This window comes from Opitutaceae bacterium (genome assembly GCA_015075305.1).
Lineage (GTDB): Bacteria > Verrucomicrobiota > Verrucomicrobiia > Opitutales > Opitutaceae > UBA6669.
Genome location: JABTUS010000001.1, coordinates 477,821 through 493,854, shown reverse-complemented (window position 1 = coordinate 493,854; position 16,034 = coordinate 477,821). Strand labels below are relative to the sequence as shown.

General features: G+C 61.3%; 16 protein-coding genes. 10 read left to right on the top strand and 6 right to left on the bottom strand.

The window, feature by feature from the left end; translation table 11 throughout:
• The first annotated feature begins 69 nt into the window (after positions 1-69).
• Entirely contained in the window at positions 70-324 is a 255-nt protein-coding gene (locus tag HS122_01985) for a UPF0175 family protein (GenBank protein MBE7537168.1), read from the top strand.
• On the top strand, positions 321-797 hold the full coding sequence (locus HS122_01980) for a DUF3368 domain-containing protein (protein ID MBE7537167.1): 477 nt from the start codon (positions 321-323) through the stop codon (positions 795-797). Before HS122_01985 ends, HS122_01980 begins: the two co-directional genes overlap by 4 nt.
• Before the next feature lie 133 nt (positions 798-930).
• Here the strand turns inward: HS122_01980 and hpt are convergent, their stop codons facing one another.
• Entirely contained in the window at positions 931-1,503 is a 573-nt protein-coding gene (gene hpt / locus HS122_01975; protein MBE7537166.1) for a hypoxanthine phosphoribosyltransferase, read from the bottom strand.
• Between the two features lie 128 nt (positions 1,504-1,631).
• On the opposite strand from hpt, the gene HS122_01970 reads away from it, so the two are divergent.
• Positions 1,632-2,702, top strand: a complete 1,071-nt coding sequence (locus HS122_01970; GenBank protein MBE7537165.1) for an ABC transporter ATP-binding protein — start codon at positions 1,632-1,634, stop codon at positions 2,700-2,702.
• A gap of 13 nt (positions 2,703-2,715) precedes the next feature.
• The gene (locus HS122_01965; protein MBE7537164.1) at positions 2,716-4,347 is read left to right on the top strand and encodes an extracellular solute-binding protein; all 1,632 of its coding nucleotides are present in this window, start codon (positions 2,716-2,718) and stop codon (positions 4,345-4,347) included.
• Between the two features lie 134 nt (positions 4,348-4,481).
• On the opposite strand, the gene rpe is transcribed toward HS122_01965, so the two are convergent.
• Complete coding sequence (gene rpe / locus HS122_01960) at positions 4,482-5,138, bottom strand: ribulose-phosphate 3-epimerase (protein MBE7537163.1); 657 nt, start codon at positions 5,136-5,138, stop codon at positions 4,482-4,484.
• Between the two features lie 160 nt (positions 5,139-5,298).
• On the bottom strand, positions 5,299-6,528 hold the full coding sequence (locus HS122_01955) for an LL-diaminopimelate aminotransferase (protein ID MBE7537162.1): 1,230 nt from the start codon (positions 6,526-6,528) through the stop codon (positions 5,299-5,301).
• Between the two features lie 105 nt (positions 6,529-6,633).
• Between HS122_01955 and HS122_01950 the strand changes: the two genes are divergently transcribed.
• From HS122_01950 to HS122_01935, 4 genes are all read left to right on the top strand, one after another.
• Complete coding sequence (locus HS122_01950) at positions 6,634-7,476, top strand: pantoate--beta-alanine ligase (protein MBE7537161.1); 843 nt, start codon at positions 6,634-6,636, stop codon at positions 7,474-7,476.
• 26 nt (positions 7,477-7,502) lie between these two features.
• The gene (gene nadB / locus HS122_01945) at positions 7,503-9,104 is read left to right on the top strand and encodes an L-aspartate oxidase (protein MBE7537160.1); all 1,602 of its coding nucleotides are present in this window, start codon (positions 7,503-7,505) and stop codon (positions 9,102-9,104) included.
• Positions 9,105-9,472: 368 nt separating this feature from the next.
• Entirely contained in the window at positions 9,473-10,075 is a 603-nt protein-coding gene (locus HS122_01940) for a sigma-70 family RNA polymerase sigma factor (protein MBE7537159.1), read from the top strand.
• A complete protein-coding gene (locus HS122_01935; protein ID MBE7537158.1) occupies positions 10,072-10,866 on the top strand; it encodes a hypothetical protein in 795 nt (264 codons plus the stop codon). The genes HS122_01940 and HS122_01935 overlap by 4 nt, the downstream gene beginning before the upstream one ends.
• Before the next feature lie 75 nt (positions 10,867-10,941).
• Here HS122_01935 and ruvA read toward each other — a convergent pair whose 3' ends face one another.
• From ruvA to HS122_01920, 3 genes are read right to left on the bottom strand one after another with little or no spacing between them, the layout of a single operon-like run.
• Positions 10,942-11,556, bottom strand: coding sequence for a Holliday junction branch migration protein RuvA (ruvA, locus tag HS122_01930; GenBank protein MBE7537157.1), 615 nt, complete (start codon positions 11,554-11,556; stop codon positions 10,942-10,944).
• Positions 11,557-11,598: 42 nt separating this feature from the next.
• Positions 11,599-12,330 (bottom strand): 4-hydroxy-tetrahydrodipicolinate reductase, encoded by a 732-nt coding sequence (locus HS122_01925; protein MBE7537156.1) that lies wholly within the window; start codon positions 12,328-12,330, stop codon positions 11,599-11,601.
• A gap of 7 nt (positions 12,331-12,337) precedes the next feature.
• Positions 12,338-13,225: a 4-hydroxy-tetrahydrodipicolinate synthase gene (locus HS122_01920; GenBank protein ID MBE7537155.1), complete on the bottom strand. Its 888-nt coding sequence runs from the start codon at positions 13,223-13,225 to the stop codon at positions 12,338-12,340.
• Between the two features lie 67 nt (positions 13,226-13,292).
• Between HS122_01920 and HS122_01915 the strand changes: the two genes are divergently transcribed.
• Together HS122_01915 and HS122_01910 are read left to right on the top strand one after the other, a co-directional pair.
• Positions 13,293-14,381, top strand: a complete 1,089-nt coding sequence (locus tag HS122_01915) for a PilT/PilU family type 4a pilus ATPase (protein ID MBE7537154.1) — start codon at positions 13,293-13,295, stop codon at positions 14,379-14,381.
• Between the two features lie 93 nt (positions 14,382-14,474).
• Positions 14,475-16,028: a sigma-54-dependent Fis family transcriptional regulator gene (locus tag HS122_01910; GenBank protein MBE7537153.1), complete on the top strand. Its 1,554-nt coding sequence runs from the start codon at positions 14,475-14,477 to the stop codon at positions 16,026-16,028.
• Positions 16,029-16,034 lie beyond the last annotated feature (6 nt).

The following is a 16,034-nucleotide window of genomic DNA, read 5'->3' as shown; positions in this document are numbered from 1 at the left end:
CGAGCTTGGGGTGAGCACCTCGAATGCGACGGACTTGCATAGCAGTCGTTTTCGTGAAGAATGGCTGGCATGCAAGAGACCATAGAACTGGATTGCCCGGAGGAGTTGCTCTTGGGGCTGCGTGTGAGCGCGGAGCAGTTTCGTGACGAAGTAAAACTCCGCGCAGCGGTGGCATTGTTTCGGGACGGCCGTTTGTCGTCCGGTCTTGCTGCTCGATGGCTCAAGATGCCGCGTACGAGGTTCCTGCTGATTGCGATGCAAGAGGGTGGTCAGCTTCTTGCCGACACGCAGGACGACTTCCGGCGCGAGACTGTCCTCCTGTGATTGTTTTCTCCAACACGACTCCACTGATTTCCCTGGCCAGCATTGAAGCACTGCATCTGCTTCCGGCATTGTTTCAACGAGTGCATATCGCTGCATCGGTGGCCGCTGAATGCCGCATGGGAGGACCGATCGCGCTGCCGGATATGTCCGCCCTGCAATGGTTGGAAATCGTGCCGTCTCTGCAACCCACCGGCATGCCATCCGCGCTATGGGAGCTCGACGCCGGAGAACGTGATACTCTTGAGCTGGCTTGCGCGAAGAAGGCGGACCTGGTGATCATTGATGAAAAACTAGGTCGAAATCATGCAGAATTCCTTGGTCTGAAAATCACCGGTACGCTGGGCATACTCTTGAAGGCAAAGCAGGGCGGTCTGATCCAGTCTTTCACGACAGCAGCCCAATCAATGCGGGCGCAGGGAATCTACTATAGTCCCGCTTTGGTCACGCGGTTGGCCGCCAGTATCGGTGAATAGGTCGGGTTGGTCGCGCTCACATACCGCACCTGCAGAATCCTCCTGAGGCGGGTCTGCCGGTGTTTTGTGCACACGAGGACGCAATTTCCCTCGGGTGAGGACGGCACGGCTCATACCGCTCCCCCTCTTCAATTCACGCCCACTCAGGAGGATTCTGCAGGTGCGGCTTGAGCACGCCGATGCACGGGAGGTTGCGGTAGCGTTCGGCGAAATCGAGTCCGTACCCCACGACAAAACGGTCGGGAATCTCGAATCCCACGAAGTCGGCCTCAAACGGCACCTGGCGCGAAACCTTCTTGTCGAGCAGCACGCACACGCGAACGCTGGCGGGGGAGAGTTTGTGGATCAGGCCGGTCACCATCGATAGCGTCTTTCCGGTGTCGAGAATGTCGTCGATCAGCAGCACATGCCGGTTGGAAATGTCGAGCGAGAGGCTGTTGAGGAGCTGCGGCGCGCCGAGCGGCTTCGTTTGGTTCCGATAGCTGGAAACCCGCAGACAGTCGAGCCGCACGGGATTGGAAACCGCCCGGAGCAGATCGGCGGTGAACAGAATGGCCCCATTGATGATGGCGATGACGGTGATCTCCTCGTTGCCGTAAACGGCTCCGATTTCAGCGCCCAGTTTCCTTATGCGACGGCGGATGGACTGCTCGGAAACGAGGACGGTCTCCAGGTCTGCGTGGCGGGCGGAAACTGTGGCGGGCATGGTTGGAATTCCCTCCAGCAAGGGCAGGTGGACCGCGGGTGCAAGACCGGCATGGCAATGGTCGGCGGTTATTTCCTTTGACTCGACCGCCCGCGAAACCTTGGTTTTGGCGCGCCCATCAGCGCGGAATGATAGCGATTCGCATCGAGAACCTAACCAAGAAGTTCGGCAATGTTGTCGCGCTCCGCGGGCTCGACCTCGTCATCGAACCGGGAGAGCTCTTTTTTCTCCTGGGGCCGTCGGGGTGCGGAAAAACCACGCTGCTGCGGAGCCTGGCGGGATTCAATATTCCGGACGAGGGGCGGATTTTTTTTGGGGAGGAGGACGTGACCCGGCTGGAGCCCCACAAGCGAAACGCGGGCATGATGTTTCAGAGCTACGCGCTCTGGCCGCACATGTCCGTGGCCGAGAACGTGGCCTTTGGCCTGCATGAGCGGAAGACCCCGAAGGGTGAGGTGAGGCGCAGGGTGGGGGAGGCGCTGGAGTCCGTGCGCATGAATGCCTACGCGGACCGCAAACCCAACCAGCTTTCCGGTGGCCAGCAGCAGCGCGTGGCGCTTGCGCGTGCTCTGGTGATCAGGCCGCGCTGTCTGCTGCTCGATGAGCCGCTGTCGAATCTCGACGCCAAGCTGAGGCTGGAGATGCGCACGGAAATCCGGCGCGTGTGCAAGGAATTCAAACTGACCACGGTCTATGTCACGCACGACCAGAAGGAGGCGCTTTCGATCTCGGACCGCATGGCCATCCTCGAGAACGGCCACATCCTGCAGGTCGGTTCGCCCCGCGAGATCTACCGCCGCCCGAGGTTCCGCACCGTCGCAAATTTCATCGGTGACACCGACTTCTTCAAGGGCACCGTGCGTGCGGTTGAAGGTGAGCGGGTTGTTGTGGACACCGACATGTGCCAGTTCGAGGGGTTTCTTGGCGACGGGGCGGCAAGTGCGGCTGTCGGCACCCAGGTGACCGTGTCTGTTCGCCCCGAATGCTGGACGCTCTCGGACTCGGCGCAGCCCAGGAACAGCGTGCGCGGCTCGATCGGGGAGTCCGTGTACCTTGGCGAGGTGTGCCAGCACGATTTCGTGGCGGGATCGAACCGGCTGAAGGTGTACGAGCTCAATCCAGGCGAAGCAGGACCGGGTTCCAGACGCGAGCTGCACGCCACGGTGAATTCGCGGGACGTCGTTGTCCTGCTGTCCTGAACCGGTTTCGCGCATGCTGAAACGGTCAGCCATTGTCCTTGCGCTGATTGCGACCCTGGCGCTGCCGTTCATCCTTCGCCCCGGGAAGCCGGTGGGGGGGCATGCCGATGAGACCCTGGTGATCATCACGCCGCACAACGAGGCGATCCGCCACGAGTTCGGGCGGGCGTTTGAAGCCTGGTACCGGGAAAAGACCGGGAGGACGATCTTCGTGGACTGGCGGGTGATCGGGGGTACGAGCGAGATTGCGAGGTATCTGGAAAGTGAATACACGGCTGCATTTCAGTATTTCTGGACCGGCAGGCTGGGCAGGCCCTGGAGCAATGATGTCCAGGCGGGATTCAGCAGCGCGCGGGTGGATGAGAAATCCCCCGCGATTGTCCGCGAGGCCAGGGCGGCGTTCCTTGCGTCGGATGTCGGCTGCCGGATCGATCTGTTCTTCGGCGGCGGGACCTACGATTTCATGAGGCAGGCCCAGGCTGGCAGGATCGTGGACAGCGGCGTGCTCCAGCGCCACCCGGAGTGGTTCACTGACAGCACGATTCCAAGGCAGTTTGCTGGGGAGGAATACTGGGATGCGGGCGGGCGATGGGTGGGCGCCGTGTTGAGTTCCTACGGCATTGTCTTCAACCGCGATTCGCTGAGGCGGCTCGGATTTTCCGGCAAACCGAAGGCGTGGGAGGATCTGAAGGATCCGCGCTTGGGCTCGGAGGTCGCGCTTGCCGATCCGACCAAGAGCGGATCGATCGCCAAGGCCTTCGAGAATGTCATCCAGCAGCAGATGCAGCGGCGTCTCAAGGCGCTGGTCGCGTCCGTGGGCGGGCGGGTGGATGATACGGGTCCGATCGAGGCGCGGGCGGTTTCGGAAGGCTGGCTGGACGGGCTTCGGCTGCTGCAGTTGATCTCGGCCAACTCGAGATACTTCACCGACACCTCGCAGAAGCCGCCGATCGATGTCGCCGCGGGCAACTGTGCGGTGGGAATGTGCATCGATTTCTATGGCCGGCAGCAGGAGGAGGCCGTGAGGCGTCGCGACGGGAGCGATCGCGTGGGCTATGTTTCACCGGAGGGGGGGACGGTGAGCTCCGTCGATCCGATCGCCCTGCTCCGCGGGGCACCCAACAGGAAGGCCGCGATCGCCTTTATTGATTTCTGTCTGTCGATGGACGGACAGAAACTCTGGAATTTTCGACCCGGAGCACCCGGCGGTCCCGAACGCTTCGCGCTGAGGCGGCTGCCGGTCCGCCGTGACTTCTATGCCAGCGACGCATGGAAGGAGTTCAGGACCGATCCATCGGACAATCCCTTCGGATCAAAGGACCAGTTGATCTATCATGAGAAATGGACCGGCGGGCTTTTCCGCGAGATGTCCTTCATCATTCGTGTCATGGCGCTCGACTCGCACAGTGAGCTCATCTCGGCGTGGCGGGCGATTCAGGGGGCTTCCGAGGACCGGAGAACCGCGGCACTGGCGCGCCTCCAGGATCTTGCCGCGGTCAACTACGACGAGGCGCGCGGCTCGATCCAGAAAGCGCTGAATTCGAAGAACAAGGTGGACGAGGTCAATCTCGCGAGCCGCCTCGGACGAATTTTTCGCGCCCAGTACCGCGAGGCGGAGAGGATCGCGAGAGGTGAAAGGCCCTGATTGATCCGCGTGGATTCAGGACAGGCAAGTGGCGGAATGGGTGGCGACGAGACGCAACGCGCGAGCCATGGGCGTGGCGCGAGGATCGTTGTCGCACTCTTGTCTGACGTGACCGCTGGCTGAGCCTCGGATTCCTACCAGGCTGCGACGGTGCGGGCGAAAGCGGACGCATCCTCGGCGGCAAAAAAGGATGTGCCTGCGACGAAAGTATCGGCTCCCGCATCGCGACAACAACGGCCGGTTTCAAGGTCGATGCCTCCATCCACCTCCAGGCGGAACTCGAGGCGGCGCTCATCCCGCCAGCGTGAAAGCACGCGGAGTTTCTCCGTCATTTCAGCGCGGAAGGGCTGTCCGCCAAATCCGGGCTGCACGGTCATCACCAGGACCAGATCCACGTCAGCGAGAAGCGGCGAGACTGCTTCAACGGGAGTGCCAGGATTCAGGACGATGCCGCGCTTGCATCCAAGATCTCGGATCCTCCGCAAGGTGGCAAGGTGGTCATACTCGGGCTCGATGTGGATGCTGATCGAGTTGGAGCCAGCTCCCGCAAACGCCTCCACATAGCGGTGGGGTTCCGAAAGCATGAGATGAGTATCGAAGAACAGCTTCGTGAGCGGTCGAAGCGCCGCCACAACCTGGGGGCCAAACGACAGGTTGGGCACAAAGTGGCCGTCCATGACGTCCACATGCAGCCAGCGAACCTGGGCGGCTTCCGCATGCCGGACGGATTCAGCCAGGTTGGCGTGGTTGCCGGCGAGCAGGGAGGGAGCGAGGATGGGTTGGAGGAGCACGACGGGCCAACTGTCTGTGAACGCCTGAGCGAAGCCAGCCGAAATTCGGCTGGTGCGCCTTCGCTCAGACAATGTGAAGATGCCGGCTGGGGTCGGCGTCCGCCTACGCCAATCAGCCGGCCGTTGTCCCTCCAGCGGAGATTGGATTCTCCAACCGGACTCAGCGTTTCAGCGCGGTCGCGATGCGCGCCAGCGCGGTCTCCACATTCTCGCGTGAATTGAACGCGCTGATGCGAACATGACCCTCGCCGCATTTGCCGAAACCGGCGCCAGGCGTGCAGACGACCTGGGCCTGGTTGAGGAGGAGGTCGAAGAATTCCCATGAGTCGCGACCGGTGTTGATCCAGATGTAGGGTGCATTGTCGCCGCCGACACAGGAGAATCCGAGGCTGAGAATCGCCGAGCGGATGAGGGCGGCGTTTGCGAGGTAGAAGTCGGTCATCGCCTTCACCTGCTGCCTGCCGGCGTCCGTGTAGATGGCGGCCGCGGCCTTCTGGACCGGATAGGAAACACCGTTGAATTTTGTCGTGTGACGCCTGTTCCACAGCGCGTGCACCGAGTGGGTGCCGCCTGCTTTGTCGTAGGCGACGAGGTCCTTGGGTACAACAGTGTAGGCGCAGCGCGTGCCTGTGAATCCGGCGGTCTTGGAAAAGCTGCGGAACTCAATGGCGACCTCGCGCGCTCCCTCGATCTCATAGATGGAGTGGGGAATCCTTGCGTCGCGGATGTAGGCCTCGTACGCGGAGTCGAAGAGGATGATCGCCTTGTTGGCGCGGGCGTAAGCGACCCATGCGGCGAGTTGCTCCCGGGTGGCGACGGCTCCGGTCGGATTGTTGGGAAAACAAAGGTAGATCAAGTCCGTTGGAACCGAGGGAACGGCTGGAACGTAGCCATTGGCCGGGGTGCTTTCGAGATAGGTGATGCCTTCGTAGCGCCCGTTGACCACGCCGCCCGTTCGGCCGGCCATGACATTGGTGTCCACATAGACGGGATAGACAGGATCCGGAATTGCCAGGCGCAGACCGTCCGTGGCAAAGATCTCCTGGATGTTGCCGCAGTCGCACTTCGATCCATCGGAAACGAAGATCTCGTCCGCCTCGATGCGGCAGCCGCGCGCCGCGTAGTCGTTCTGGGCTATTGCCTCCCGCAAAAACGCGTAACCCTGCTCCGGGCCGTAGCCCTTGAAAGTGGCCCGGCGCGACAACTCGTCGGCGCCTGCGTGGAGGGCATCTATGCAAACCTGAGGCAGGGGCTCGGTGACGTCGCCGATGCCGAGACGAATGACCGGCTTGGTCGGATTCGCCTGAACATAGGAGGAAACCCTCCTGGCGATGTCGCTGAACAGGTAGGAAGCCTTGAGCTTTGTGTAATTTTCGTTGATGCGGATCATTGTGAAGGTGGCGATTGTCGCGTCATGGGGCGCGGGTGAAAAACTTGAACTAGCGGACCTGCTCCCGTTTGTTTGTGTCAAGCGTGTCGTTGAATCGCCTCCTCCATGCAAACGATCCACAGCATTTCCCCGATGCGGGCCCTTGCCCGTGAGCGCCGCGCAGGTGGGCATGTCATCGCCCTGGTGCCCACTCTCGGTGCGCTTCACGAGGGGCATCGCAGTCTGGTCCGGCTGGCTGCCGAGCACGCCGACACGGTGATTGTGTCGATTTTCGTGAATCCGGTGCAGTTCGGGGCGAATGAGGACGCCTCGAAGTATCCGCGCGAGTTGGAGACGGACCAGGCGCTTTGCCGCGAGGCGGGCGCGGATGCGGTATTTGCACCGTCAGTCGAGGAGATGTACCCGAAGGGATATTCGACGTACGTCATCGAAGACCACGTGAGCAAGCCGCTCGAAGGCGCGTCACGTCCGACGCATTTTCGCGGAGTGACAACGGTGATCGCCAAACTGCTGAACATCGTGGGGCCGGATATTGCGGTTTTCGGGCAGAAGGATGCGCAGCAGGTCGCGGTGATCAGGAAGATGATTGCGGATCTGGTGATTCCAGTGGAGGTCCTGGTCGCGCCGACGGTGCGTGAGGCGGACGGGCTGGCGATGAGCTCGAGGAATCGCTATCTCAGCGCCAACCAGCGAAGGGAGGCCGTTGCGTTGTACCAAGCGCTGAGCAAGGCCAGGGACATGGTTGAACGCGGCGAGCACAGGCCCGATCGACTGATTGCGGAGGTCACGCACAGCCTTGCGCAGCACCGCCGGGTGCGGGTGATTTATGCGGCCGTGACGGACAGCGTTACCATGGAGACCGCGCGTGAGGCGGTGCACGGGAAATCCATGATGGTCGTCGCGGCGTGGGTTGATGAAGTGCGCCTGATTGACAATATTCTTCTGTGAAACCTCGAAGGCGGAATCGCGGCGCATTGCGACGGAGCTACGACATTCTCGTCGTTGGAAGCGGCATTGCTGGTCTCAGCTTTGCGCTGAAGGCCGCCGCGCGCGGGCATTCGGTGGCGATTCTGACGAAGAAGAACAAGGCGGATTCGAACACCAATTTCGCCCAGGGCGGCATCGCCGTCGTGACCGCGCAGACGGACGATTTCGACAAACACGTGCGCGACACGCTTGTCGCGGGCGACGGCCTGTGTGATGAAACGGTCGTGAGGGAGATCATTCGGGACGGCCCGGACCGGGTGCGCGAGCTGGTGGACTGGGGCGTGAAGTTTTCCCGCAATGAAGCGGGGACCTATGATCTCGGACGCGAGGGGGGGCACGGGGAGCGGCGCATCCTCCATGTCAGGGACACCACGGGAAAGGCGATCGAGGAGGCCTTGCTCAAGGCGGTGGCGCGAGCCCAGCGCGTGCACCTGCTCGAGCATGTTTTCGCGATCGACATCATAACATCGGACAAGGCTGGCGGAGCTGGACGCGGGAATGCGAGGCGGGTTGCCGGCCTGTACGCGCTCGACGTGCAGAGCGGACGGGTGGTGACTTTCAGAGCACCGGTTGTCATGCTCGCCTCGGGCGGAGCAGGGCAGGTTTATCTGTACACGACGAATCCGGACATTGCGACCGGCGATGGCATCGCCATGGCCTATCGTGCGGGTGTTGAGATCCGCAACATGGAGTTCATCCAGTTTCACCCGACCACGCTCTATTCAACGACCGGGGAGCGCTTCCTCATAAGCGAGGCGGTGCGGGGCGAGGGCGCGATTCTTCGCAACTTCGAGGGCGAGGCGTTCATGAAGCGGTATCACCCGCTCGCGGATCTGGCTCCGCGCGACATCGTGGCGCGAGCGATCGACAATGAGATGAAGCGGAGCGGCTCGCCGCATGTGTGGCTGGACATCACCCACCGGCGGGCGGATTTCATCCGCGGCCATTTTCCCCAGATTCATCGCACCTGCAAACGCCTCGGATACGACCTGACAAGGGAAAAGGTGCCGGTTGTGCCGGCCGCGCATTACACCTGTGGCGGAGTGGTGACGAATCTTTCCGCGGAGACCAGTCTGCCCGGATTGTATGCCTCCGGCGAGGTGGCGAGCACGGGTCTGCATGGCGCAAACCGGCTTGCCAGCAACTCGCTGCTCGAGGCGGTTGTGATGTCGCACCGCGGCGCCAGCGCGGTCGACGCCCACCTGCGCGAACTCAGGACGGACGCGGGAGCGCTGCCCGCCTGGCGCGATCTCGGCGGCGAGGATCCGGACGAGCGGGTGGTGCTCTCGCACAACTGGGATGAACTGCGCCGCACGCTCTGGGACTATGTGGGCATCATGCGCACGACCAAGCGGCTGGAGCGGGCACGCACGCGCATCGACACACTCACGCGTGAGATCCACGATTACTACTGGAACTTCTCGGTCGATCCCAAGCTCCTCGAGCTGCGCAACCTGCTGCAGATAGCCAGCCTGATAGTGACCTGCGCGCTTCAGCGAAAGGAGAGCCGCGGGCTGCATGCGATCGCTGACTTTCCGAGAAAGTTCAGGAAGGGACTGGATTCCGTGGTGGTCCGCGGGGCAGTGTAGTTAAAGGCTCAGGTTTGCGACAGGGCCGACGCAAACACGGATGCTATTCACGAAGAATGTGCGGTCCTGTTTGAACAGCTAATTCTCTTTCGGCAGTCCTGTCGTTCCGATCAGCCAGCGCACTTGATCCAGATGGGAACAGATCCTTCGGGTTGCCGTACCGTAGAAGGCTGTCTCCGGCATGCTTCCGCAAACGTTGTGAGGCGTTTTGCATTTCGACCATTCGTGGATTGACTGAATCGATGTGTCGGCTTGATGAGAATAAGCGTCAATCTGCAGGAAGCTGCGCTTAACTGGAACTTTTTGTCCGCCGGCTCCAATCTGTGGGAACAATTCAAAAATACGTCCATCACACTGCTGCTGAGCGTATGAGCACAAAAGCGCAGGATGTTGCCTTCGACAGGATGCTGGTTGACCGATTCAAGTCCGGCGACCAGTCGGCATTCGATGAAATGGTGCGGCGTCATTGGGATCGCATCTACGCCATGGTGCATCAACTGCTTAGAAACCAGCAGGATGCAGAGGAGGTCACGCAGGATGCGTTTATTCGCGCGCACAAGGGGCTGGTGAATTTCCGCGGGGAGTCTGCCTTTTCCACATGGCTGTATCAAATTGCAACCAATTTGGCCCGGAATCGATACTGGTACTGGTGGCGGCGGAAGCGTGATCAAACGGTATCCTTCGACCAGCCCGTTGGGCCGGACAATGCCACGCCGCTGAGTGAGGTTTTCGCTGCAGAACAGGAGACTCCGGACAATGTCACGGTGACCCAGGAACTCGTCGACCGTATCGCGGTCGGAATGGAAAAGCTTTCACCCAAGCACCGCGAAATCCTCGTCCTTCGCAACATCAAGAATCTGTCCTATGAGGAGATAGCGGTCATCCTGGGGATTTCAGTCGGTACTGTCAAAAGCCGGATCGCGCGTGCGCGTGAGAGCCTTCGGCAACGCATGGGGGAAGATTTCAAATGAAAGAGTCGCGGTATATCGAATTGTTGAATCTCTATGTCGACCATCGGCTGACACCTGCAGAGGCGGTGGAACTCGAGGCGGAGGTGCAGCGGAGCCCGGAGCGCCGTCGCATCTACTCCCAGTATTGCCGGATGCAGAAGGCCTGCGCCGTCCTGTTTGACGCGGAGCGCTCGCTCGCGCCCAAGACGGCCGCGGTCCTGTCATCCTTTGATTCCCATCCACGTTCATCCCGGATGGCGCCCATCTGGCGATGGGCTGTTGTTCCAGCCATGGGCCTGGCTGCAGCGATTGCATTTGTGGCGGTTCTTGGCACGGACCGGCTTTCGGAATTCGTTCGGACCAAGTCCGGTGCTGGCACCCTCGCGCCCGAAATTGCGGCGACGCGGCCGGATGAATCAGGCCCCGCCGTCCTGGCGCAACTCGCGGCAGGTACGAATGCCCATGCCATCGTGACGCCCGTGGGTGCAGTCTTGTCCGAGACTGAGGTTTCCATTCCACCGGCCGTTTCCGACGCAAGAGCGCAGGAGTCGTTTCGCCCGTCCTTCAAATCCTTTCTCGCGAGAGCGACGACTGTCATCGGCCGCACGGCGGGCAACGGCTCGTCCAGCACCCACCAGGTGGATCTCGCATGGCTCAACAACGTCAAGCTGCCTCCATTGAATGCCCTGTCGGGACAGGAAGCCGCGTTTGAGCGGCAGCCGGTGCTCGCGCGCCCAGAGACACGGATTTATCGCGGACGCGAGCCGATGCAGGGCAATGTGGAGATGATATCGTTCCAGTTTCAGCGGTGATTGCCGCACACGCTGTCGCACCGCGTAGTCAATCGCTGGATACGCACTTCTCCCGCATGCCCGGCGGGCCGGGCCTCAGGCAAAGGCCTTCCTGATCAAATCCTCCGTTGTAGCCGCCGGTCCAAGCGCCTGGACTGCCCGCCGCACGGCTTCGTCCGCATCAGGAGCGCGGTAACCCAGGGCGATCAGCGCCTTGACCGCGTCCGCCGTGCGCGTTGAGCCTCCGCTGTTCGCAGGCATTGAGACGCTGGAGGCAACGTCCCCCGGCGCGATGCCCGATCCAGCGGGTGCAATTCGGCCGCGAAGCTCAACCACGAGCCGCTCGGCGGTTTTCCTGCCGATGCCCGGGCATTTGGCAAGGAGCGCGACATCGCCCTGACTGACAGCCGCCTCGAGTGAGGCGAGCGAGAGCTTGCTCATGATCGAGAGCGCCATTCTGGGCCCCACGCCGGTCACATGGTCGATCATCAAGCGGAAAAAATCCCGGTCTGCGGTCGACGCAAATCCGTAGAGGGTCTGGGCGTCCTCGCGATAAATGACCAGGGTGTGCAGCTTGACCGTGCTGCCAACCGCCGGGAGGCGTTCCGCAGTCGTGACGGGGATGTTCGCCTCGTAGGCGATGCCGCCGATGTCAATCACCGCGACGAGCGGTGTGGCGGACACGAGAATACCCTGCACGGATGTGATCATGAGTCTGGTTGTCGAACTAAGGGTCGCTTGCGGAATGCGCTGTCAGCGCAAACCAAGCACATCCTGCATGTCGTAGACCCCAGGGGGGCGACCCACGACCCAGGCGGCGGCGCGGATGGCGCCCCGCGCGAAGATGCTTCGATCCGACGCCTTGTGCGTGAGCTCAAGACGCTCGCCCAGCGCCGCGAACATCACCGTGTGATCACCAACCACATCACCCCCGCGGAGCGCGTGAACTCCGACCTCCGTGCGGGTGCGCTCACCGGTGATGCCGTGGCGGCCGTGGCGAAGTGCATTCGCACCGAGGTTTCGCTCCTTCAGAATGATCTCAAGCAGGCGTTCAGCCGTTCCGCTCGGCGCATCCTTCTTGAAGCGGTGGTGCATTTCGACGACTTCGGCATCGTAGTCGTCGCCAAGCACGGCGGCGGCGCGCTGAGTCAGCGCGAAGAGCAGGTTCACGCCGACCGAATAATTGCCTGACCAGACGCACGGGCAGGCGCTGGCGAGCGCGAGCAGGCGCTTCTTTTCCTCTGCAGCGTGTCCTGTGGTGCCTATGACCAATGGCTTCCTGTGCGTCGTGGCGAGCTGGATCACTTGGGCCGTGGCGCTGTGGGCGGAGAAGTCGATGACGACGGAAGCCTCGGCAACGACAGCGGCCAGATCATCGCCTGCGTCGCCTTGGGCGCTGATGCCCACGCCGGTGTCGCGGGCGGCTGCAGCGACCGCCTGCCCCATGCGCCCGCGCGAACCAATGATGCCGATTGAGAGAGCCATGATGGATTCAGCGTCCAATTGCGGCCAATGCATCGAAAAGAATCTTTTCGTTTGCGGGCGCGATGCTGCTCAGCGGCCCCCGCACCTCGGCGGAGCCGATGATGCCGGCCCGGGCGAGGGCCGCCTTGACGGGCACGGGATTGGGGTCGAGGAACATTGCCTTGAAGACCGGGTACAGCCGGCGATGCAGTTTTCCGGCGCGGGCGAAATCGTTGGCCAAAGCGGCTTGGGTGAGTTGCACGATGTCCCTGGGAAGAAGGTTCGAGACGACGCTGATCACACCTTCCGCTCCAACAGCCATGAACGGGAGGGTCATGCTGTCGTCGCCGCTCAGCACCGTAAGCTCCCTGCCGAGCGCCTGCTTGAGCTGGTCCACACGATCAACGGAACCACCGGCCTCCTTGATCCAGCGGACATGGCGGAACTTCTCCGCCAGACGGGCAACGACACCAACGCTGATTTCGATGCCGCAGCGCGAAGGGATGGAGTAGAGGATGATCGGGCGGTCGGTGGCTTCCGCGATGGCGCAGAAGTGCTGGAAAAGACCCTCCTGGCTCGGCTTGTTGTAATAGGGAGCGACAACCAGCATCGCGTCAGCGCCGGCACGATGTGAAAGCTCTGTCAATTCGACGGCTTCCTTGGTCGAATTCGAGCCCGTGCCCGCAATCACGGGCACGCGCCCGCGGGCAAAGGCAATGACCTTTTCAATGACCTCCAGGTGTTCGCGATGGTCCAGGGTCGGGGATTCCCCCGTCGTTCCCACGGGAACCAGCCCGTTGATTCCGCCTTTGATCTGAAATTCCACTAACTTTTTGAGATCAGCGTCCGAAACAAGCTGATTACGAAATGGAGTGACGAGCGCGGTGATGGCACCGGTGAGTGGACGGAGCTTCATGGAGTGATACCTTTCCCAGAAAAGCAGAGCACTATACCGAGATCGCAACGATATTCTGTCCGCCCCCATGTCTCCCAATACCGAAATTTTTACCGACTTGCTGCGGCTTGCCGTCGAGAGCGGGGCGAGCGATGTCGTCGTCAAGTCAAACAAACCAGGGTATGTCCGGCTTTCGGGCCGCCTGAAGCCGGTTGACATGGATCCCATCACCGCGGTCGAGGCGCAGACATTTGTCGATGAGAACGTGCCAAAGGTTTTCAAGCAGCGGTGGGAGGAGGAAGGGCAAATTGATTTCGCTTACTCCGTGGCCGATGTCGGAAGGTTTCGCGTCAATGGCTTTCATCAGCGGGGATTGGTCAGCATCGTCTTTCGCCACATCAAGAGCCGTGTTCCAACGTTCGAGGAACTGAATCTTCAGGCGGAGCCGCTTCTAAGACTCGCCCAGGCCAAGGATGGCATTCTGCTTGTCTGCGGCGCGACGGGCTCCGGCAAGAGTTCAACCATGGCCTCGATGCTGGATTGGATTAATCACAATCATGATCGTCACATAGTGACCATCGAGGATCCGATCGAGTACACGTTTCAGGACGACAAGTCGGTGTTCCAGCAGCGCGAGATCGGACTGGATGTGCAGAGCTTTCAACTGGCGATCAAGTCCGTGCTGCGTCAGAATCCCGACATCATTCTGATCGGCGAGATGCGGGACAGGGAGACGTTTGAGACGGCGATCAGCGCAGCGGAAACCGGGCATCTTGTCTTTTCGACGATGCACGCGGCGACGGTGGCGCAGTCGCTCACGCGCCTGTTCGAGTTTTTCCCTCCGGAGCAGCAGATTCAGGCGCGCCGCCAGATCGCCGGCTCGCTCCGCGGATTCATCTGTCAAAAGCTCATTCCGGCGATTGAAGGCGGCGGGCGCTATCCGGCGAACGAAATCCTTCAGGCTGACGCGACGGTGCGCAATTTGATCCTCGAAGGCCAGTTTGAGAAGATCCAAGTGCTGCTTGAGAGTGGTGCGGAGGCGGGGACCTTTGCCTTCAACAAGGACCTGCTGCGCCTCGTCAAGGCCGGCAGGATCGCGCGGAGCGATGCGCTGAAGTTTTCACCGAATCCGGCCCAGTTGGAGATGAACTTGAAGGGCATCTTCATCCGCACCTGATCCGGCCTCTTGCCGCGGAGCACGGAATTTTGTCGCGGCATCCGGTGCTGGAGCTCGCAAAGCGGCGGCACATCAGGATAGGCTGGATGGCAAATGTCCGATCCCGCCTCTCCTTCGAATGACCCGGTGATCCTCATCATCGACGATGATGCGGAGATCCGCTATTCGCTGACACGTGTGCTGACCTCGCGGAAATGGAATGTCCTCGAGGCGGCCAGCGGAGAGCAGGGCATTGCCATGGTGAAGAAGCAGCCTCCCGATCTCATTTTTCTGGATGTTCGGATGGGCGGCATGAGCGGCATTGAGACCCTTCAGCACATCCGGTCCGTGAATCCGAGGCAGATAGTCGTGCTGATGACCGCCTTTGGGACCGCGCAGACGGCGATTGAGGCGATGAAGTACGGCGCATTCGACTACATCATGAAGCCCTTCGATTCGCAGAAGGTGCTGACGATTTCAGAAACCGCGCTTCAGGCCCACGCGGACATGCGTGCCGCAAGCGGCTACCAGCCGATCCTGAACAGCGAGGATTACAAGGAGGGCATCGTGGGCTCATCCCCCGTGATGCAGGATGTCTTCAAGATCATCGGCCAGGTGACCGCGAGCGATGTCACGGTGATGATAACCGGCGAGAGCGGAACGGGCAAGGAACTCGTGGCGCGCTCGATCTGGAAACACAGCCACCGCGCCGCGAAGCCCTTCATCCCGGTGAATTGTGCGGCCATCCCCGACAATCTGATCGAAAGCGAGTTGTTCGGCCATGAGAAGGGATCCTTCACGGGAGCGACCGCCCAGCGGCTGGGCAAATTCGAGCTGTGCGACGGCGGCACCATCTTTCTGGACGAGATCGGCGACATGGCCCTGGCGACGCAAACGAAGATCCTCCGCGTCCTCCAACAGGGGGAAATTCAGAGGGTGGGCGGAGTCGAAACGATTTCGGTGGATGTGCGCATACTGGCCGCGACCAACAAGGACCTTGAGGCGATGGTGAAGGAGAAAACCTTCCGTGAAGACTTGTACTACCGCCTCAACGTCGTGCGCATTCGCATGCCGGCACTTCGTGACCGGAGCGAGGACATTCCCGCCATTGTCGACTTCAGCCTGCAGAACCTCGTCAAGCAAAGGAAGGCGCGCGTGAGCAAGGTTTCGCCAGAGGCGCTGGCCGTGCTGGTGAGATACCGCTGGCCCGGCAATGTTCGCGAACTGGAGAACGTGATCTATCGAAGCGCCGTAATTGCGCAGGGTGACACCATTCTCCTCAAGCATCTGCCCGCCGAGGTGCGCGACGCGGTCGGTGCTCTTCCGCCTGAAAGCCTGGCGAAGGTGGATCCGGCGCGACTGTCCGCAGGACCCGCGGACAACATCCTCCCCGTTGGGAACCCTGTGCAGGGCAGGCAGGCGGAAACCAGCGGCACCCCGGATGTGCGGACGGTGAACGAACCGGAGCTGACGGTTCAGCGCGCGCTCGATTTTCTTGAACGTGAACTGGCAAAGGGCCCGACTCCGATTCTCGAGCGGCTCGAGCGTGAGATGATCGAACGCGTCCTTCGAACCGAGGGCGGCAATCAGCTTCGTGCCGCGGAGAAACTCGGCATCACGCGCGCCACTCTGCGCAAACGCATCGACGAGTGGTCGCTGAAGATTTGACGTGTT

Bases quoted from the DNA above. Each gene is read 5' to 3' on its own strand.
- HS122_01985 (MBE7537168.1), top strand. From the start codon at position 70: ATGCAAGAGACCATAGAACTGGATTGCCCGGAGGAGTTGCTCTTGGGG.
- hpt (MBE7537166.1), bottom strand. From the start codon at position 1,503: ATGCCCGCCACAGTTTCCGCCCGCCACGCAGACCTGGAGACCGTCCTC.
- HS122_01970 (MBE7537165.1), top strand. From the start codon at position 1,632: ATGATAGCGATTCGCATCGAGAACCTAACCAAGAAGTTCGGCAATGTT.
- HS122_01965 (MBE7537164.1), top strand. From the start codon at position 2,716: ATGCTGAAACGGTCAGCCATTGTCCTTGCGCTGATTGCGACCCTGGCG.
- HS122_01955 (MBE7537162.1), bottom strand. From the start codon at position 6,528: ATGATCCGCATCAACGAAAATTACACAAAGCTCAAGGCTTCCTACCTG.
- HS122_01950 (MBE7537161.1), top strand. From the start codon at position 6,634: ATGCAAACGATCCACAGCATTTCCCCGATGCGGGCCCTTGCCCGTGAG.
- HS122_01940 (MBE7537159.1), top strand. From the start codon at position 9,473: ATGAGCACAAAAGCGCAGGATGTTGCCTTCGACAGGATGCTGGTTGAC.
- HS122_01935 (MBE7537158.1), top strand. From the start codon at position 10,072: ATGAAAGAGTCGCGGTATATCGAATTGTTGAATCTCTATGTCGACCAT.
- ruvA (MBE7537157.1), bottom strand. From the start codon at position 11,556: ATGATCACATCCGTGCAGGGTATTCTCGTGTCCGCCACACCGCTCGTC.
- HS122_01925 (MBE7537156.1), bottom strand. From the start codon at position 12,330: ATGGCTCTCTCAATCGGCATCATTGGTTCGCGCGGGCGCATGGGGCAG.
- HS122_01920 (MBE7537155.1), bottom strand. From the start codon at position 13,225: ATGAAGCTCCGTCCACTCACCGGTGCCATCACCGCGCTCGTCACTCCA.
- HS122_01915 (MBE7537154.1), top strand. From the start codon at position 13,293: ATGTCTCCCAATACCGAAATTTTTACCGACTTGCTGCGGCTTGCCGTC.
- HS122_01910 (MBE7537153.1), top strand. From the start codon at position 14,475: ATGTCCGATCCCGCCTCTCCTTCGAATGACCCGGTGATCCTCATCATC.